Annotated in this window: 18 protein-coding genes; 13 read left to right on the top strand and 5 right to left on the bottom strand. The window is 68.1% G+C overall.

From position 1 onward, the window contains the following. Positions 1–13: 13 nt before the first annotated feature. From M0R89_RS12345 to M0R89_RS12335, 3 genes are all read left to right on the top strand, one after another. Complete coding sequence (locus M0R89_RS12345) at positions 14–304, top strand: DUF5789 family protein (RefSeq protein ID WP_248649390.1); 291 nt, start codon at positions 14–16, stop codon at positions 302–304. 94 nt (positions 305–398) lie between these two features. Further along, entirely contained in the window at positions 399–986 is a 588-nt protein-coding gene (locus M0R89_RS12340; RefSeq protein WP_368408873.1) for a CPBP family intramembrane glutamic endopeptidase, read from the top strand. A gap of 89 nt (positions 987–1,075) precedes the next feature. After that, a complete protein-coding gene (locus tag M0R89_RS12335) occupies positions 1,076–1,528 on the top strand; it encodes a DUF302 domain-containing protein (RefSeq protein WP_248649388.1) in 453 nt (150 codons plus the stop codon). Here M0R89_RS12335 and M0R89_RS12330 read toward each other — a convergent pair whose 3' ends face one another. The 3 genes from M0R89_RS12330 to M0R89_RS12320 form a co-directional block, all read right to left on the bottom strand. Further along, the gene (locus tag M0R89_RS12330; RefSeq protein WP_248649387.1) at positions 1,529–1,750 is read right to left on the bottom strand and encodes a hypothetical protein; all 222 of its coding nucleotides are present in this window, start codon (positions 1,748–1,750) and stop codon (positions 1,529–1,531) included. A gap of 54 nt (positions 1,751–1,804) precedes the next feature. Continuing rightward, complete coding sequence (gene nreA, locus M0R89_RS12325) at positions 1,805–3,064, bottom strand: DNA repair protein NreA (protein WP_248649386.1); 1,260 nt, start codon at positions 3,062–3,064, stop codon at positions 1,805–1,807. A gap of 409 nt (positions 3,065–3,473) precedes the next feature. Further along, positions 3,474–4,439 carry a transcription initiation factor IIB gene (locus M0R89_RS12320; RefSeq protein ID WP_248649385.1) on the bottom strand — a complete coding sequence of 322 codons (966 nt, stop codon included), beginning with the start codon at positions 4,437–4,439 and terminating at the stop codon, positions 3,474–3,476. Positions 4,440–4,614: 175 nt separating this feature from the next. On the opposite strand from M0R89_RS12320, the gene rnhA reads away from it, so the two are divergent. Then, positions 4,615–5,208 (top strand): ribonuclease HI, encoded by a 594-nt coding sequence (gene rnhA / locus M0R89_RS12315; RefSeq protein WP_248649384.1) that lies wholly within the window; start codon positions 4,615–4,617, stop codon positions 5,206–5,208. Continuing rightward, positions 5,201–5,794 (top strand): DUF7108 family protein, encoded by a 594-nt coding sequence (locus tag M0R89_RS12310; RefSeq protein WP_248649383.1) that lies wholly within the window; start codon positions 5,201–5,203, stop codon positions 5,792–5,794. Before rnhA ends, M0R89_RS12310 begins: the two co-directional genes overlap by 8 nt. A gap of 22 nt (positions 5,795–5,816) precedes the next feature. Here the strand turns inward: M0R89_RS12310 and M0R89_RS12305 are convergent, their stop codons facing one another. After that, positions 5,817–6,173 (bottom strand): PadR family transcriptional regulator, encoded by a 357-nt coding sequence (locus M0R89_RS12305; protein WP_248649382.1) that lies wholly within the window; start codon positions 6,171–6,173, stop codon positions 5,817–5,819. 225 nt (positions 6,174–6,398) lie between these two features. On the opposite strand from M0R89_RS12305, the gene M0R89_RS12300 reads away from it, so the two are divergent. The 3 genes from M0R89_RS12300 to M0R89_RS12290 all read left to right on the top strand — a co-directional run bounded on the left by M0R89_RS12300 (position 6,399) and on the right by M0R89_RS12290 (position 9,603). After that, positions 6,399–6,932: an inorganic diphosphatase gene (locus tag M0R89_RS12300; RefSeq protein WP_248649381.1), complete on the top strand. Its 534-nt coding sequence runs from the start codon at positions 6,399–6,401 to the stop codon at positions 6,930–6,932. Positions 6,933–7,036: 104 nt separating this feature from the next. After that, positions 7,037–8,152 (top strand): DHH family phosphoesterase, encoded by a 1,116-nt coding sequence (locus M0R89_RS12295; protein ID WP_248649380.1) that lies wholly within the window; start codon positions 7,037–7,039, stop codon positions 8,150–8,152. Between the two features lie 107 nt (positions 8,153–8,259). Beyond that, complete coding sequence (locus tag M0R89_RS12290; protein WP_248649379.1) at positions 8,260–9,603, top strand: alkaline phosphatase family protein; 1,344 nt, start codon at positions 8,260–8,262, stop codon at positions 9,601–9,603. Between the two features lie 94 nt (positions 9,604–9,697). On the opposite strand, the gene M0R89_RS12285 is transcribed toward M0R89_RS12290, so the two are convergent. Next, the gene (locus M0R89_RS12285) at positions 9,698–10,777 is read right to left on the bottom strand and encodes a tubulin/FtsZ family protein (protein WP_248649378.1); all 1,080 of its coding nucleotides are present in this window, start codon (positions 10,775–10,777) and stop codon (positions 9,698–9,700) included. A 176-nt stretch (positions 10,778–10,953) separates the two neighbouring features. Here M0R89_RS12285 and M0R89_RS12280 point away from each other — a divergent pair, with 176 nt between their 5' ends. From M0R89_RS12280 to solA, 5 genes are all read left to right on the top strand, one after another. After that, the gene (locus M0R89_RS12280) at positions 10,954–11,466 is read left to right on the top strand and encodes a DUF7310 family coiled-coil domain-containing protein (protein ID WP_248649377.1); all 513 of its coding nucleotides are present in this window, start codon (positions 10,954–10,956) and stop codon (positions 11,464–11,466) included. Further along, a complete protein-coding gene (locus tag M0R89_RS12275) occupies positions 11,466–11,972 on the top strand; it encodes a DUF7311 family protein (RefSeq protein ID WP_248649376.1) in 507 nt (168 codons plus the stop codon). The genes M0R89_RS12280 and M0R89_RS12275 overlap by 1 nt, the downstream gene beginning before the upstream one ends. Before the next feature lie 252 nt (positions 11,973–12,224). Continuing rightward, positions 12,225–14,213 carry an ATPase, T2SS/T4P/T4SS family gene (locus tag M0R89_RS12270; RefSeq protein WP_248649375.1) on the top strand — a complete coding sequence of 663 codons (1,989 nt, stop codon included), beginning with the start codon at positions 12,225–12,227 and terminating at the stop codon, positions 14,211–14,213. Beyond that, complete coding sequence (locus M0R89_RS12265; protein ID WP_248649374.1) at positions 14,210–15,898, top strand: type II secretion system protein; 1,689 nt, start codon at positions 14,210–14,212, stop codon at positions 15,896–15,898. Before M0R89_RS12270 ends, M0R89_RS12265 begins: the two co-directional genes overlap by 4 nt. A gap of 144 nt (positions 15,899–16,042) precedes the next feature. Beyond that, the gene (gene solA / locus M0R89_RS12260) at positions 16,043–17,227 is read left to right on the top strand and encodes an N-methyl-L-tryptophan oxidase (protein ID WP_248649373.1); all 1,185 of its coding nucleotides are present in this window, start codon (positions 16,043–16,045) and stop codon (positions 17,225–17,227) included. The last annotated feature ends 85 nt before the right edge of the window (positions 17,228–17,312 follow it).

The following is a 17,312-nucleotide window of genomic DNA, read 5'->3' as shown; positions in this document are numbered from 1 at the left end:
CGAATCTCGGCGTATGGCTGACGACAACGAGGAAGAAGCAGAGCCTGCCGTCGAACTCGGCGACGGCGAACCCGTCGAGGGTGCGCCGCTCGCTCGCGTCGCCTCGCGCCTCCACTGGCCGGTCCAGAAGAGCGAAATCCTCCGGAAGGAGGAGGGCGTGACCGTTCGGACGCCCGACGGTCCGCGCAAACTGGCCGACCTGCTCGAACGGGTCGACGAGAGCTACTTCCAGAGTCGCCAGGAGTTCCTCGAACTGGTCCGCGACGCGACCGGCACCGGCCCGGTCCCGACCGCGAGCGAGTAGCGTGTCGGTCGCTCGGTCGGTCCGCCGGGGCGTCGCCCGCCTGAGTTGGGTCCAGCGCGCGCTCGTCGCCGGGGCAGTCCTGACTGCAATCTGGATGGCGTGGGACGTGCGCGGACTGAACGAGCGACTCGTCCGGGACACCGTCGTCTACATTCTCGCTCCGCTCGCGCTGGCGGTCCGGCACGGCCGCCACCTCGGGTATCGTGTGGACCGCACCGCGGTTCGCAACACCGTCCTGCTCTCGCTGTTCGTCCTCCCGTTCTACGTCGTCGGGTCGTCGCTCCCGACGATTCGGGCGTACTATCCGATGTGGGAGACCAGCCCCGCGCTCGCGCAGTTCCTCCCGCACGCGGTGATGCAGTTCGTCATCGCGCTCGCCGCAGAGACGTACTACCGTGGCCTGCTCTGCGTCGGCGTGCGCGAAATCGGGTTCAAGAGCGTCTTCATCAGCCCGGTCGTGTACGCGTTCCATCACCTCTACAAGCCGCCCATCGAACTCGCGCTGTCGGGACCGACCGACGTGTTGTTCGGCGCGGTGGACTACAAGAGCAACTCCATCCTGCCGTCGGTCGTCGCCCACGGCGTCGGACTGGCCCTGTTGGACTGGCTGGTTCTCCACCCGCCGCTGTTGGCTCCCGAGCGAGTAATTCGGTGGCTTCAGTGGCTCCCGATTCCGCTCTGACGACGGAGTCCCCCGACGCCGCTCGACGTTCCGAACGTCGACGGCCGCGAGGGGCGCACTTTTCACGCTCGGCGACCAAGCGATATTGTATGACTCTTCCAATCGACCCCACGGCACTCGACGGCGAAGACATCGGCGAGAAGCGCGCGACCCTGGAGATGGACCACGAGCAAGCGGTCGAACACGTCCGCGAGGCGTTCACCGACGCCGGGTTCGGCGTCCCCGAAGAGTTCTCGCCATCGGAACTCCTCAACGAGAAAGTCGAGGACGCGGACCACGACCACTACTACGTGCTCGGCGCGTGCAATCCCAACATGGCCGACCGGGCGCTCGGCGCCAGCGACAACCGCATCGGCGCGCTGTTCCCGTGTAACGTCGTTATCTGGCAGGAGGAACCCGGCAGACAGACTGTCTACCACGTCAGCATCATGCGAATCGCTCGGTTGGTCGGAATGGCCCCCGACAACGAGGAGTGGGAGGACATCGTGACCGAGACGGGCGAACTGGTCGAAGAAGCGTGGGCGAACCTCGAGACGGCCTGACTACTGGCGGTCGTCCAACTCGTCTATCTCCTCGCGGAGGTGTCGGACCTCCCGGCGGAGCGATTCGACCTCCTCGCTCGCGGGGCCGTCCGACTGCGTCTCTCGGTAGAGGACGAGACCGCCGCCGATGAGGACGATTGGCAGGCCGAACACGAGCAGTGCGACGAGCAGAATCACCGCGATTTCCATCCCGCCGGGGACGGGACCGAACAGGGGAACCATGTCCGGAACTGGTTCGAGGAGCGGAATAAGTCTTCTCACGTGACCGGCGGACCGTCAGGAGAAGTCCGCGAGGTTCGCCTGCAGGCCCGAGAGCATGTGGGACTTGCGCCGGAGGTCGGCGAGCGAGACCGGTAGCTGTGGGGCGATTTCGCGGACTGCCCCGTGGAACGTCTCTGCCTCGCCGAACTCACCCTCGAAGGCGTTGCGGACGCTCTCGCGAATCTGCCAGACGCCGACCGGCGCCCAGTAGTCGTCCGAGACCTCCCGGAGGACGAGGCACTTGGCCTGCCGACCGACCGATTCGAGGTGTTCGAGGACCGCGAGTCGGGACGCGTAGTAGGCCCCGGCGGTCTCGTCGACGTACCCGGTCCGACCCTCGTAGCCCTCGTGGGCGCTCCCCATCCACGTCTCGCCGGTGGGGTCCTGATTCCAGATGCTGCCCGGCGCCTTCATCTCCACGAGTTCGTACTCCCACTGGCCGGGCGTCAGGACGACCCAGTAACGGTTGCCCATGTACTCGTTGACCCAGACCTGAGTCTCGTCGATGCTCTGGCGGTCCCGAATCTGGCCCCGGAGATACTGGCCGATGGTGTCGTCGACCGCGGTGATGGACCACCGGGTCGGCACGAGTCGGCGGTTCTGTCCCCGACCGAGTGCACCCGCCGAGAGGATGTCGTTGATGTCGTAGACGTCGAAGCCCCGGCGGTAGAGGTAGGTCATCGCGCCCTGCGCCTGCCAGTCGTCGTCTTCGAGGGTCTTCTTGACCGGCCGGGGGACGTGGGGGTTCTCCGCGAGGTCCGCGGAAGTCGCCCGCGCCGAGGGGCCGGTCGGAGTTGTCACGTCGTCCACGTCCAAATCGAGGTCCAGCGAGTTCGAGAGGCCGATTTCCACGTCCACCGGTCGGTCGGCGATGGCGACCTCGCGCTGAGTGCCGACGAACCCGTCCCACGCGTCGTTCACGTCGTCCACGTCGGCCGAGTGGTTGGAGTTCAGCAGGCCTGTCCGGTACTGGAGGACGTTGTCGATGTCGAGGCCCTGCTCGTACCACTCGCTGCTCGTGGCGAAGTCGGCCGCGCGCTCCTCCTCGCCGACCGGCGAGAGGATGCCGGTCGAGACGTTGGGGTAGTTCGACCGCCCGACGAACACCGAGGGCGAGGTGCTACCGAACAGCGAGTCGCCCTGCGTGACCTCGGAGAAGCGGTCCTCGACCTGTTCGACGTAGTCGAGAATCTCGTAGGACTTCTCCTCGGCGAGTCGGCGCTTGCGGTCGGCCTCGTCCGGGCCGAGTCCCTCGATGTACTCGTCGAGACGCATTCGTCGCTCCTTGGGACCCGAGCGATTTGAACCTTACTCGCTCGTCGCGAGACGGCGGTCCCGCGCTGTGGCGTACAGGTGGTGCTATCCCTCGCGGAGCGGTCGCACCGCCGATTTCGCTCGGCCGCCCGCGTCAGTTCTCAGGTCACGGCCGAGGTTGGTTCCGTCCTCGCATTTGAACCCACGGACAGCGGCGTAGCCCCGGCGACTTCGTCGGGTCAGCAGTGGACCGCTCTTTCGGTGACTGTCGGGAAGTATCCGGACGCTCGGCTCTCCCTTTCGCAGATACTGGACGACGAACCGATTGCTGTCGCACAAGAGCGCCGCAAAAATCGACGGGATGGTTGCCGTCGCACACCACCAGTCGCCGAAACCGCGAGGAGTCGGTCGAAAACGGTCCGTCGAGACGTTAGCTGTGGATGCCCATCGCCTCGATCTGTTCCTGATACCGGTTGCGGATGGTGACTTCCGTCACCTGCGCCACGTCGGCGACCTCGCGCTGGGTCTTCTTCTCGTTGCAGAGCAGCGACGCGGCGTAGATGGCCGCGGCCGCGTAACCCGTCGGGGACTTGCCCGAGAGCAGGCCCTCCTCGGCCGTCGTCTCGATGATTTCGTTGGCCTTGGTCTGGACCTCCTCGCTGAGTTCGAGTTCAGAACAGAACCGCGGGACGTACTTCTTGGGGTCGACCGGTTTCATCTCCAAGCCGAGTTCTTGAGAGATGTAGCGGTAGGTTCGACCGATTTCCTTTCGTTCGACGCGCGATACTTCCGAGATTTCTTCGAGGCTTCGCGGGATGCCCTCCTTTCGACAGGCAGCGTAGAGCGCGGAGGTGGCGACGCCCTCGATGGAACGCCCTCGGATGAGGTCCTCCTTCAACGCGCGCCGGTAGATGACGCTCGCCACCTCCCGGACCGACCGCGGGACGCCGAGCGCCGAGGCCATGCGGTCGATTTCGCTGAGCGCGAACTGGAGGTTGCGTTCACCCGCGTCCTTCGTGCGGATGCGCTCCTGCCACTTGCGCAGGCGGTGCATCTGGCTTCGCTTCTTCGAGGAGATGGACCGACCGTAAGCGTCCTTGTCCTTCCAGTCGATGGTCGTCGTCAGGCCCTTGTCGTGCATCGTCTGCGTGGTCGGGGCACCGACGCGCGACTTCTCCTGGCGCTCCTGGTGGTTGAACGCGCGCCACTCAGGACCGGGGTCGATCTGCTCCTCCTCGACGACGAGGCCGCAGTCTTCACACACGAGTTCCGCCCTGTCGGAACTCTTGACGAGGTTATCAGATTCGCATTCGGGACATTCCCGTACACCCTCTGATTCGTCCTCGGTTTGCTCCGCCTCGGCTTGGCGCTCCCGCTGGCGAGTGGACCGTGTCATCGCACTTTTATAGTAGTAGTGTCGACGCACTTAAACCCTTGGCCGGTAATGACTGGTTTCTCGAAGGTCAGAATTGGTCACGCGCGCCGTTCGTTACGAATCCGGCCGGTAATTAAAACGAGACCCGCGAACCGCCATCGGAAAGCGTTTATGCGGCTATCGAAGACCAACGTGTATGCCCGTCATCGAGTGCGACGTGGACGCCGCGCGGGAGAAACTTGTCGAAGCAGGCGTCGAGGTTTCGGCGGGCAACTCCGACCACGAGGAGTGGCGCGCGGATTACGGCGACGCCAACGCGGTCGCCTACGACGACAAGGTCGTAATTCAGGGCGCGAACCCGCAGGACATCGAGACGCTCCTGCGCGAGGAGGGTGGCCACGCCTACCTCTACTTCGACGGCGCGAGCAGGGGGAATCCGGGGCCCGCGTCGGTCGGGTGGGTCATCGTCACCAGCGACGGCATCGCCGCAGAAGGCGGCGAGACCATCGGTCGCGCGACGAACAATCAGGCCGAGTACGAGGCGCTGATTCGAGTACTCCGGGCCGCCCGCGACTACGGATTCGACTCGGTCGAGGTGAAAGGCGACTCCGAACTCATCGTCAAGCAAGTCACGGGCGCGTGGAACACCAACGACCCGGAACTCCGCGAGCGCCGCGTGACCGTCCGGGAACTGCTCGCCGACTTCGACGACTGGGAGTTGAGCCACGTCCCGAGAGAGATAAACGAGCGCGCCGACAAACTGGCCAACGAGGCCCTCGACGATGCCTGAGACCCACCCTTCTGACGACGCTACCGAGAACGGCGACGAACCGGACGACGGCCAACTCCCGAGAGAGACGGTCGAGCGCGCCGAGCGCCTGACGCGACTCGCGCGCGAGGCCGTGGACGACGACGAGGCCGACGCCTACCGCGAGGAGCGAAGCGAACTGCTCGCCGACCACGAGTTCAGAGCGCGGGTCCGCGAGGAGGACACCGGCGAGACGCTGGTCCTCCATCCCGACGAGTGGGTCGAAGACGGAATGATTCGGACCGAGCGCATCGAGGACACCGACCGCGCCGTCGAGGTGTCGCTGTCCGGGCCGGGCGACCCCGACGAGTGGGAGTCTGTCGAGGAACACAACCGCGACATCGCCGCGCGCGTCCGGTCGGCCCACGGCGAAGTTCACGGCGACAACGCCGCCGCGTTCGCCGACTTCATGGGCAACCACTACGCTCGCCCGGTCGAGTCGGCGACCGGCGGCGAGGTAGAGGAGTTCCTCTCGGAGTACTTCCCGCGGAACGCGTGGCCGACCGAAGAACAACGCGCGGTAGTTGAAGAATCCATCGACCTCGTGTTCGAGGTCGCCGACGAATAGTCTCGTCGGGAGAACGAGATTCCTACTCGTTGTCCGCGACGAGGTCGCGAATCTGCTCGGACCGGTCCTCGTCCGTGACGAACTTCGAGAGCGTCCACTGGAGGAGGTCGACGACGACCGCGAGACCCTCGTCGGTCAGTTCGTACTGGTTGGTCCGCTTGTCGAGTTCACTCTTCTCGACGTACCCCTTCTCGACCAGCGTGTCGAGGTTGGGGTACAGGCGACCGTGATTGACTTCCTCACCGTAGTAGTCCTCCAACTCGCGCTTGATGGCGAGTCCGTACATCGGCTCTTCGGAGAGGATGGTCAGGATATTCTTCTGGAAGGCGGTGAGGTTGCGTGCTGTACTCGTCTCTGTGAGTGTCTGTGCCTCTGACATAGACTCTGACACCCTGCGATTTGTCACGATGGTATTTAATCCTTCCTCACTTGCTTCGAGTTTCCCCCGTTATACAGTCGTCGTACCACCGATTGTTAGGTAATTTCGGAACTCTCCCGGAAATTGCCAGTAGCTGTCGCGGAATTATCCTCTTGCTTTCGGGGGCTTCACCAGCGCAATGCCGAAAGGATTTTCCGGACTTCGGACGGAATTCCGGACTGCAACATGGCTAATCTCTGGGAAGACTTGGAGACCGGACCGAACCCGCCCGAGGAAATCTACGCCGTCGTGGAGTGTCTCAAAGGCGAGCGAAACAAGTACGAGTACGACAAGGACATCCCCGGCGTCGTCCTCGACCGCGTCCTCCACAGCAACGTCCACTACCCGAGCGACTACGGGTTCATCCCGCAATCGTACTACGACGACGAGGACCCCTTCGACGTGCTGGTCCTCGTCGAAGACCAGACGTTCCCCGGCTGCGTCGTCGAGGCCCGTCCGGTCGCGCTGATGAAGATGGACGACGACGGCGAAAAGGACGACAAGGTCATCGCCGTCCCCTCGGAAGACCCGCGCTACGACGACGTGCAGGACGTCGACGACCTCACCGACCAGCAGAAAGACGAGATTTCCGAGTTCTTCGAGACCTACAAGAACCTCGAAGCCGGCAAGCAGACCGAGACCCTCGGTTGGGAGGACAAAGAGTCGGCGAAGGACGCCATCGAACACGCGATGGACCTCTACGAGGAACACTTCGCCTGACCGTTCCGTCGGTCACTTTTCTCCGCCGTTTCCGCTTTCTGACAGTCTCAGCTACCGGATACCTGCCCGAAACTATTTGAAGGTGGCCTGAACAACCCCACTCGATGGCTCTCGGGTCTGCGCTCGGCGGTGCAGAGATGGTCGTGGTAGCCGCGACGCTCCTGTTCTCGGGCGGTCTGGTTCTCTACGCTGCCCAGTCGGTCACAGATTGGCGACAGGAAGACGAGGACGAACCGGTCGACGCACTGAAGCAGACGGTCGCGGGGCAGAATCGCATCGCACTCGTGGTCCCCGAGGGGCCGAGTATCGACGCCCTCGCGGCCGCGATGGGCCTGCAGACGCTCTCGACCGAGTGGGGTGTCACCGCTCACCTCTTCGCGGAAGGGCCGGTCACGGGCGAGGACAGCAAGACGTTCTGTAACATCTTCGACCTCGAACTCTCGGTCATCGGCGACGGGGCCGACGAGTTGACCGACGCCGACGCGGCAATCGCGGTCGGGGGCGGCGGCGGGGTCCCGCGCCTCTCGAACAACCCGCCGGTCGTCGCGGTGGTCCGGCATCGACCGACCGCCGAGGAGAACATCCTGACCGTGACGCCGACCGACGACGGCGCGACCGCCACGACGGTCACGCGCCTGCTGGAGGAGGAGGGCGTCGTGCCCGACCAGCGGGTCGCCACCGCGCTCCTCCACGGCGTCCGGGCCGGGACCCGCGAGTTCCGCCGGGCGAACGGCCAGCACGACTACGAGGCCGCCGGATTCCTCCACGCCTACGCCGACCTCGGACGCATCGAGGACCTCCGGTCGCCCGGCATGAGCGGCGACACCTTCGACGTCATCAGCGACGCCATCGCCAACCGCGAGCGCCGGGCGAGTTTCGCGGTGACGAACGTCGGGTCGGTGCCTTCGGTCTCCGCGCTCGAAGAGGCCGCCGACACGATGCTCCGACTGGAGGGCGTCTCGACCGCCGCCGTCTTCGGCATCCACGAGGAGACCATCGTCGTCTCCTGCCGGGCCGAGGACGTGCGGACCAACGCCTTCGACATCCTCGACTCGGCGTTCGGCACGAGCGAGACGACCGGCGGTAACACCGACGCCGCCACCGCGCGGGTGCCTCTCGGCCTGTTCGCGCAGGTGGACAGCGACCACGAGGAGACCCTCGACATGCTCATCGACGCCAGCACCCGGAAGGCGCTGTTCGAGGCGTTCGAGAGTTCGTAACGACCGCCGAACCCGTCGGCTCGACCCCATATCCTTCATCATCGTTCACGTCGATGGCTGTGACTACGAAAAGAAATTTCACGTAGCCCCCCGTTCTACCGGGATACATGGGTCTCTTCGACAAGCTTCGTGGCGACGACAAGCCCCGCGTCGCCTTCTTCGGTATCGACGGCGTTCCGTACAGTTTCCTCGAGGACCACTTCGACGAGTTCGAGCATCTGGCTGCCCTCGCCGAGGAAGGTTCCTCGGGCGCGATAGACAGCATCGTTCCGCCCGAGTCCTCGGCGTGCTGGCCCTCCCTGACGACCGGGGTCAACCCCGGCAATACCGGCGTGTACGGGTTCCAAGACCGCGAGGTCGGCTCTTACGACACCTACGTCCCGATGGGTCGCGACGTGCAGGCGACTCGCCTCTGGGACCGCGTCCACGACGCCGGTCGGGACGCCACCGTGATGAACGTCCCCGTCACCTTCCCGCCCCAGCGCAACGTCCAGCGCATGGTTTCGGGCTTCCTCTCGCCGGGCATCGACAAGGCCGCGTACCCCGACGAACTGCGCGACTACCTCGAGTCCATCGACTACCGACTCGACACCAACCCGAAACTCGGCCACGACGAGGACAAACAGGAGTTCATCGAGAACGCCCACGCGACCCTCGACGCCCGCTACGAGGCGTTCAAACACTACATCCAGCAGGACGACTGGGACCTCTTCTTCGGCGTCTTCATGACGACCGACCGGGTGAACCACTTCCTGTTCAAACACTACGAGGAGGACATGGAGTACAAACAGGAGTTCCTCGACTTCTACGAGAAGGTCGACCGCTACCTCGGCGAGATTCGCCAGAACCTCCCCGACGACGTGACGATGATGGTCGCCTCCGACCACGGGTTCACCTCGCTCGACTACGAGGTCCACTTCAACGAGTGGCTCCGACAGGAGGGTTGGCTCTCCTACGAAGACGACGACCACGAGGGTCTGGGCGACATCAGTGACGACACGGAGGCCTACTCGCTGATTCCCGGCCGGTTCTATATCAACCTTGAGGGTCGCGAACCCCGCGGGAGCGTCCCCGAGAGCGAGTACGAACAGAAGCGCGACCAACTCAAGGAGGCGCTCGAGAACCTCGAAGGCCCCGAGGGCCGGAAGGTCTGCGACCGCGTGGTCGAGAAGGAGGAGGCGTTCCACGGCGACCACGAGGACATCGCGCCCGACCTCGTCGCCATCCCGAACCACGGCTTCGACCTCAAGGCCGGGTTCAAGGGTCACGACGACGTGTTCGGCCACGGACCCCGCAACGGAATGCACAGTTTCGACAACGCCTCGCTGTTCGTGGACGACCCCGACGCGACGATTCGGGACGTGAACCTCTACGACATCGCGCCGACGATTCTCGACCTGATGGAGATGGAGTACGACGCGGGCGAGTTCGACGGCCGGAGTCTGGTCTGAACTCGGCTCCGGACGGACCGTCGGCTTCGGATTTTCGACTTTTTTTGGAACGTAACGACGATTCGTTAGCAGAGAAACGAAAGGCGTGAGGCCGCTAAATCAGGTCGTCTAGCTGGTCGTTGTGGAACTTCTCGGCCGGGTCCTCGTCGGGTTCCTCGGTCTGCTTGCTCGCCTCCTTCGCGCGTTCGAGGAACTCCTCGACGCGCTCGGAGCGTTCGACGCCGCCGAGGAGGATGAGCGCCGCGAGTCGGTCGCTGTCCAGCGGGAAGTCGCCGCCCCGGACCTGCAGACTCCCGGTCTCCTGTTCGACCCACTTCCGGGCGCGCTCGACGCCCTTCCGCGGGATGGACTCGGGTTGGCCGGCCACCACGAGGAGGCCGGAGTCGGCCTCGATGGCGTTGGGGAGGCTGAGGTTGCTGAGGAGGGCCTTCCGAGTCATGGAGGTGACGGCGTTGACGTTCTCCTCGGCGCTCTCGGCGGCCGCCGCGCTGGCGAATCCGAGCGTGGCGATGCCGCCCGACCGGAGGGTGTTGATGACCTCGCTGGAGTCGACGACGCTCTCGCCGACGCCCTCGACCGCTTCGCCCGACGCGAACAGCAGACCGACGCGCTGGGCGATGTTCTGGTTTATCTTCTCGAAGGCCTCGCCCATGCTCTCGCCCGAGGTGTGCCACGCGTCGTTGTCGATGAGGAGGGTCGCGTCGGCTTCTCGGACGAGGGTCTTGAGCGAGCGCCCGGCGTTGGCCTGATACATCGCGCCCTCGCCGCGGCCGGGGAGGACGCCCAGTCCGTACACCGGAACTTGGTAGACGCGGTTGAGTTCGCGGGCGAGGACGGGCACGCCGCCCGACCCCGTGCCGCCGCCGAGTCCCGCGACGACGAAGATAGCCTCGGCCTGCGCCGTGATGCGTCCGTCGAGCGCGTCCATCACTTCGGTCGCGTCGCTCTGCATGACCTCGGCACCGAGTTCGTTGTCACCGCCGACGCCGTGACCCTTCACGCGGTCCTGTCCGACCAGCACCGTGTCGAGGTCCAACTCTCGGAGGTCCGCCTTCGCGGAGTTGACCGCGAGCGCTCCCTGTACCGCACCGAAACCCATCTTCTGGTCGTACTGGGCCAATCGCTGGGTGAGTTTCCCCCCGGCCTGTCCGACACCAATCAGGACGACTTTCATGCGCGGTGAGTCGAATTGACGACTAATCAACCTTCCGGCGTCCGTGCCGTCTGGCGGCTGTCACCTCCGGAATCCGGTACTTTCGGCTTCGTTAAGTTCGACCCGGAACCGTCGCCGTATTGCCGCCCTTCGCGCCGGGCGCACCCTTAAATATCAGAAGGAAACGAACGAGTTCCATGTCCGAATCCGAGGCGCTCGACCGGCGACTCCGCGCCGTGGAGCGCGCCCTGACAGACGACGATAGCGACCTGACCGACCTCCGGGACTCCGCGGAACTGACCCGCGAGGTCGAAGCCCTGTCCGCGCGACTCGACGCGGTGGACGAGCGACTCGACGAACTCGACGGCGCGACGCAGGCGCTCCGCGGCTACGTCGGCAACGTCAGCGCCGTCAACGAGTCGGTCGAGCGTCGGGCCGACGCGGCGCTGGCGAAAGCCGAGTCGCTGGAGTCTGAGTTCGACGGCGACCGCGAAGACGTAGCGTTCGACGGCGACCGCACGGAACGCGATGCAGACGGCGGACGCCGGCGCTCGGCCGAACACGAGCGACCCTGCGAGTGCGACTCCCCGCGGGCCACGCCTTCGCGGTGCGCGAAGGCCGATTTCGAAGCCGAGGACGGACCACGCGATAGCGACAAACGGGAGGCCGACGACCGCGGCCTACTCGCTCGCTTCGCGGAGATGCTGTAGTGCTACGGCTAGTCCTCGGCGTCGCGCTCGCTGCGGCGCTGGTCGCGGCGGTCACGCCCGCGCTCGACGGCGCGCGAGCGACCCGGACCGAACGCCTCGCCGAGCGCGAACTCGACCGGGTGGCCGCGGCCGCGACGACACTCGCCGCAGAAGACGCCCCGGGCGCGCGCCGGACGCTCACGGTGTCACTCCCGGCCCGGTCGCCGACGTCGGCCCCGTTGGCCGTCGTCGCGCTCGGCGGCGTTCCGGATGGCGAGTTGCCGGAGGGGGACCCGTCAGCGGTGACTGATTCGGCCGAACGCGACGTGTTCGCGTTCCGGGTCGCGGACGCCCCGCGGCAGGTCCGCCGGGTCGGGACCGACCTGCGTGCAGTCCGAGACGGCGCGGTGGCCGAGTCCGACGCGGCGGTGCTGGTCCTCCGGGGAGGTAAGACCTACAAGGTGACGCTCCGACTGGTTCCGCTCGACGGACGGCGGACGGTAGTCGTTTCGGCGGAAGCGCGTTGAAACATATATACAATTGTATTAGAAATTTATAGCTGCTTATTACCCGTGCAAAATCACCTCTAACATTCGTAGGCCGAGGTGGCCGTGTGCCGCACGCCGCCCCGCATCGGCGGTCGTCCGAACGTGACCGCCGCCACCGGAAGACGACCCGCGTCGTCCGAACCCCCGAAATCGAATCGAGAACGCCTCGCCCGAACCGTCCGACCCGCCCCGCGCGAGGGTTTAAATCCGAAAACGGGACCACCTCGGCCCATGCGAAATCCGCTCGCGCGCTTCCGCGACGACGACCCGGACTGCGCCTGCGACCCCGAGTTCGACGACGACCGACTCCTGCTCGACGCCGCGGCCTGCCCCGGCGGAGGCGACCTCGCGGCCGAACCGGCCTGCCGCCGGACCGCAATCGCCGCGTTAGCCGACCGCGAGGCCGCGGCGGTCGTGACCCGGACAGACCGCCTCGAACGCGCCTACGAGGGCGAGGCGGCCGCGCTGCTCGTCGCCGCCGGACGGTTCGCCGAGCGCGCGGCGTTCTACGACGCGGCGCTCGCGGACCGCGCGGAGTCCGACCCGCTCGCGGCCGCCCGCGCCGCCGTCGGACGCGCGGGACCTGTGGGCGAACTCGTCGCCGAGACCGGCCTCGCGGAGTGCGCGCGCCGCGTCGAGGGCTACGCCGACGCGCTCCGCCCGTTCGTCGGCCCGCCCGTCGCGAAGGCGCGCGTGGCCGCCGACCCTCCGCCGGACGCGGCGTTCGCCGAGACCCGCGAACTCCCCACCGGCGCGACCGTCCGAGTCTACGGCGACGAGCGCGTTCTCCGGACCTACCACCTCGAACCGGTCGAACACGCCTTCGACGCGAGCGCGCTCGACGCGCTCGCCGAGGCGCACGAACTGCTCGCCGACGGTGCAGTCTCGGGACCCAGCGCGGTCGCGGGGACCGACAGCGAGCGCGCCGGAAGCGCCGCCAGCGAGCGCGCGCCCGGCCGAGCGGTCCGGGAGGTCGCCGACGCCGACGCGCCCGTCGAGTCCCTCGCGGCCGCGCTCCGGAAGCACACCCGCGGCTACGGCGTCCTCGCGGACTTCTTCGCCGACCCGGCGGTCTCGGACGTGTTCGCCACCGCGCCGGTCGGCCGGAATCCCCTCCGCGTCACGGTGGACGGCGAGCGCATGCGGACCAACGTCCGACTCACCGACTCGGGCGCGAGGGCGCTCGCCTCGCGCTTCCGACGCGAGAACGGCCGCGCGTTCTCGCGGGCCGCGCCGACGCTCGACGCGACCGCCGAGGTCGGTGCGACCGGGAGCGACCGCGGCGGGGTCCGGGTCGCGGGCGTCACCGACCCGGTCAGCGACGGGCCGGGGTTCGCCTTCCGCGCTCACGACGCGACGCCGTGGACCCTGCCCGCGCTGGTCGAGAACGGAACGCTCGCCGCGGACGCCGCCGCGCTCCTCTCGCTGGCCGCCGAACGCGCCGCGGCCGGACTCGTCGCCGGACCCCGCGGCGCGGGCAAGACGACCCTGCTGGGCGCGCTATGCTGGGAACTCCCCGCGGCGACCCGGACGGTGGTCATCGAGGACACGCCCGAACTCCCGGTCGCCGCGCTCCAGCGTCGGGGTCGGGACTTCCAGCCGCTCCGGACCGAGTCCGGAGACGGACCGGGTCTCGCACCGCCGGACGCCCTCCGGACCGCGCTCCGCCTCGGCGAGGGCGCGCTCGTCGTCGGCGAGGTCCGCGGCGAGGAGGCCGCTGTCCTCTACGAGGCGATGCGCGTCGGCGCCAACGGCGACGCGGTCCTCGGTACCATCCACGGCGACGGCGGCGCGGGCGTCCGCGAGCGCGTCGTCTCGGACCTCGGCGTCCCGGCATCGTCGTTCGCCGCGACCGACCTCGTGGTGACGCTCGAAGCCGTCTCGACGCCCGCGGGCAAGCGCCGCCGCGTGAAGACCGTCGAGGAAGTCGTGGACGGCGACCGGTTCGAGGCGCTCTTTCGGACCGACGAGTCCCAGCGCGCCCGGCGAGCGAGCAGCGGAACCGCGAGCGCGGGCGGGAACGCCGAACTCGACCCGACGGGCCGCATCGACCGCGGAAACAGCGCGCTGGTCGCCGCACTCGCCGACTCCGGTGAGTCCTACGCCGACGTGCGCGAGGCCCTGAGCGACCGCGAGTCGCTGCTCGCCGACCTCGCCCGCCGGAATCGGACGACGCCAGCGGCGGTCGTCTCGGCCTACGCCGACCGGAGGCCGTCGTGACGCTCCTCCGATTCCTCGCCGGCCTCTCTCCGTGGCCCGTCGAGACGGACGACGGCGGCGACCTCGCGCGGGCGCTGGCGTACCTCGACGCCGAGACGGACGCGGAGACGACGGTCCGTGCGGGCAACGGCGCCGCGGCGCTCGTCGTCCTGCTCGGAACACTTCTCGCGGCGGTCGCGCCCGGCCGAGTCCGTCTGTTCGTCGTCGTCGCCGCACTCCTCCTCGCACTCGGGGTCGTGCACGCTGCCCGGCGCACCCCGGTCGCGCTCGCTACCGCCCGGCGGACCGCCGCGCTCGGCACCGCGCCAGCGCTCGTCGCTCGGGCGGTGCTGCGGATGCGCGTCGAACCCGCGAGCGAGCGCGCGGCGACCTTCGCGGCGCGGGCCGAGGGGCGACTCGCGGACGACCTGCGCGAACACGTCCGGCGGGCCGCGGGCACTCCTCGCTCGGGTCTCGGGGCCTTCGGCGCGGCGTGGGCCGACCGGAACCCGCCGCTCCGGCGGGCGGCGCTGCTCGTGGAGTCGGCGGCCGACGCTCCCGCGGGCGAGCGCGAGACCACGCTCGACCGGGCGATGACCGCGATTCTCGACGGGACCCGCGACCGCATGGCCGAGTTCGCCGAGACGGTTCGGGGGCCGACCACGGCGCTGTACGCCTTCGGCGTCCTGCTTCCGCTCGCGCTGGTCGCGGTCCTCCCCGCGGCCCGCGTGGCCGGGGTGCCCCTCTCGATTCACGCGCTGGTCGTCGTCTACGACCTGCTCCTCCCCGCGGCGCTGGTCGCGGCCGGCGTGTGGCTCGCGGTTCGACGACCCGCCGCGTTCCCGCCTCCGGAGGTGTCGCGGGACCATCCCGCGGTTCCGTCGCATCGCTGGCCGACGCTCGCGGTCGGAGTCGGCGCGGGACTGCTCGCCATGCTCGCCACCGCGCCGCTCCCGGGGTGGACGCGCTGGCCCGCGGTCGCCGGCGGCGCAGTCGGGGCCGCGCTGGTCCGGTGGTTCCGCCCGGTCAAGCGGATTCGAGACGACGCCCGGGCGGTGGAGTCGAACCTGACCGACGCGCTCTATCTGGTCGGCAGGCGGGTCAGCGACGGCGCGGCCGTCGAGTCCGCAATCGCGGACGCGGCGCCCGAAGTCGCCGGGCGCACGGGCGAGACGCTGGCCGCGGCCGCAGGTCTCCAGCGGCGACTCCGGGTCGGCGTCCGCGAGGCGTTTCTGGGCGAGTACGGCGCGCTCGCCGACGTGCCGAGTCCGCAGGCCCGGAGCGTGGCCGCCCTGCTCGCGCTCGCGGCCCGCGAGGGGCGACCCGCCGGTCGCGCTATCGTCGCGATGGCCGACCACGTCGACGACCTCCAGCGCGTCGAGCGCGAGGCCCGGCGCGAACTCGCCAGCGTGACCGGGACGCTCCGGAACACCGCGGCGGTCTTCGGCCCGCTGGTCGGCGGGGCCACGGTCGCGCTCGCCGACGGGATGGCCGCCGGAACCCTCGGCGACCCGCTCCCGACCGCGGCGCTCGGTCTCGCCGTCAGTGGGTACGTCCTGCTGATGGCCGCCGTCCTGACCACGCTGGCGACCGGACTGGAGCGGGGCTTCGACCCCGCGCTCGTGGGCTACCGGGTCGGACTGGCACTGCTCGGCGCGGTCGGGTCGTTCCTCGCCGGCTTCGTGGGCGCGGGGTTCGCGGCGTGAGACGGGACGCGCGGTATGGCGGCGGGAGGTGCGGTGTGGACGCGAGAGGTGCGGTGTGACGGCGAAATTTTCGGCGTGGAGGTCCCTGCGAACGAGGCGCACGGAACCGGAGTAAATTAGGTCCGGCCGGGCGACGGACTCCGTATGTCCGCCACCGAGACTCGCCGCTACGACGCCATCGTCGTGGGCGTCGGCGGGATGGGGAGCGCCGCCGCGTACCACCTCGCCGACCGCGGGAAGGACGTTCTCGGACTGGAACGCTACGACGTACCCCACACGCAGGGGTCGTCGCATGGCTACACTCGAATCATCCGCCTCGCGTACTACGAGCACCCCTCGTACGTGCCCCTACTCCGGTCGGCCTACGACGAGTGGGCCGCGCTCGGCGACGAGTACGGCGAAAAACTCGTCCACGAGACCGGTTCCGTCGCGGTCGGGCCGCCGGACAGCGACATCTTCGAGGGCGCGCGCCGGTCCTGCCGGGAACACGGCCTCGACCACGACGTGCTGTCGGGCGCGGCGCTGAACGACCGGTTCCCCGGCTACGACGTGCCCGAGGACTTTCGGGCGGTGTTCCAGCCGCGAGGCGGCTTTCTCGTGCCCGAGGAGTGCATCGTCGCCCACGTCGAGGGCGCGCAGGCCCGCGGTGCCGAGATTCGCGCCCGGACGCAGGTCCGCGACTGGCGCGCGCTCGACGACGGCGGCGTCGAAGTCGTCGCCGAGTCGGCGCTCCCCGGGGCCGACGGGACCGCGACCTACGAGGCCGACTCGCTGGTCTTCGCCGCGGGCGCGTGGACCGGGAAACTCCTGCCGGAACTCGCGCCGGTGCTGGAACCCGAGCGGCAGGTTCTGGGCTGGTTCCAACCCGACTCGCCCGACCGGTTCGCGCCCGAGGAGTTCCCCGTCTTCTCGATGCGGTGCGACGAGGGCTACTTCTACGGCTTCCCGATTCACGGCGTGCCCGGCGTCAAGGTCGGGAAGTACAACCACCGCCGGGAGACGGTGGACCCCGACGAGATGAACCGCGAACCGACCGCGACCGACGAGGAGATTCTGCGAGAGTACGTCGAGGGCTACTTCGCGGACGCCGCGGGACCGACCATGCGCCTCTCGACTTGCATGTTCACCAACACGCCCGACGAGCGGTTCGTCATCGACACCCATCCCGAGCATCCGCAGGTCGCGGTCGCCGCTGGGTTCTCCGGCCACGGGTTCAAGTTTTCGAGCGTCGTGGGGTCCGTCGTCGCCGATTTGGTGGACGACGGCCACACCGACCATCCCATCGAACAGTTCGGAATCGACCGGTTCGACGAGGTGGAGTTCGCGTAGGGCGACGGCCGAGTGGTCGCGACGACGGTCGTTCGCGACCGGTTTCGTCGGGCTATCGCCGACGCCTACCGACCCGCCCGACCCC

The organism is Halorussus limi, assembly GCF_023238205.1.
Lineage (GTDB): Archaea > Halobacteriota > Halobacteria > Halobacteriales > Haladaptataceae > Halorussus > Halorussus limi.
Note: the sequence above shows the minus strand (reverse complement) of the source record. Positions and strands in the feature narration are given on the sequence as shown.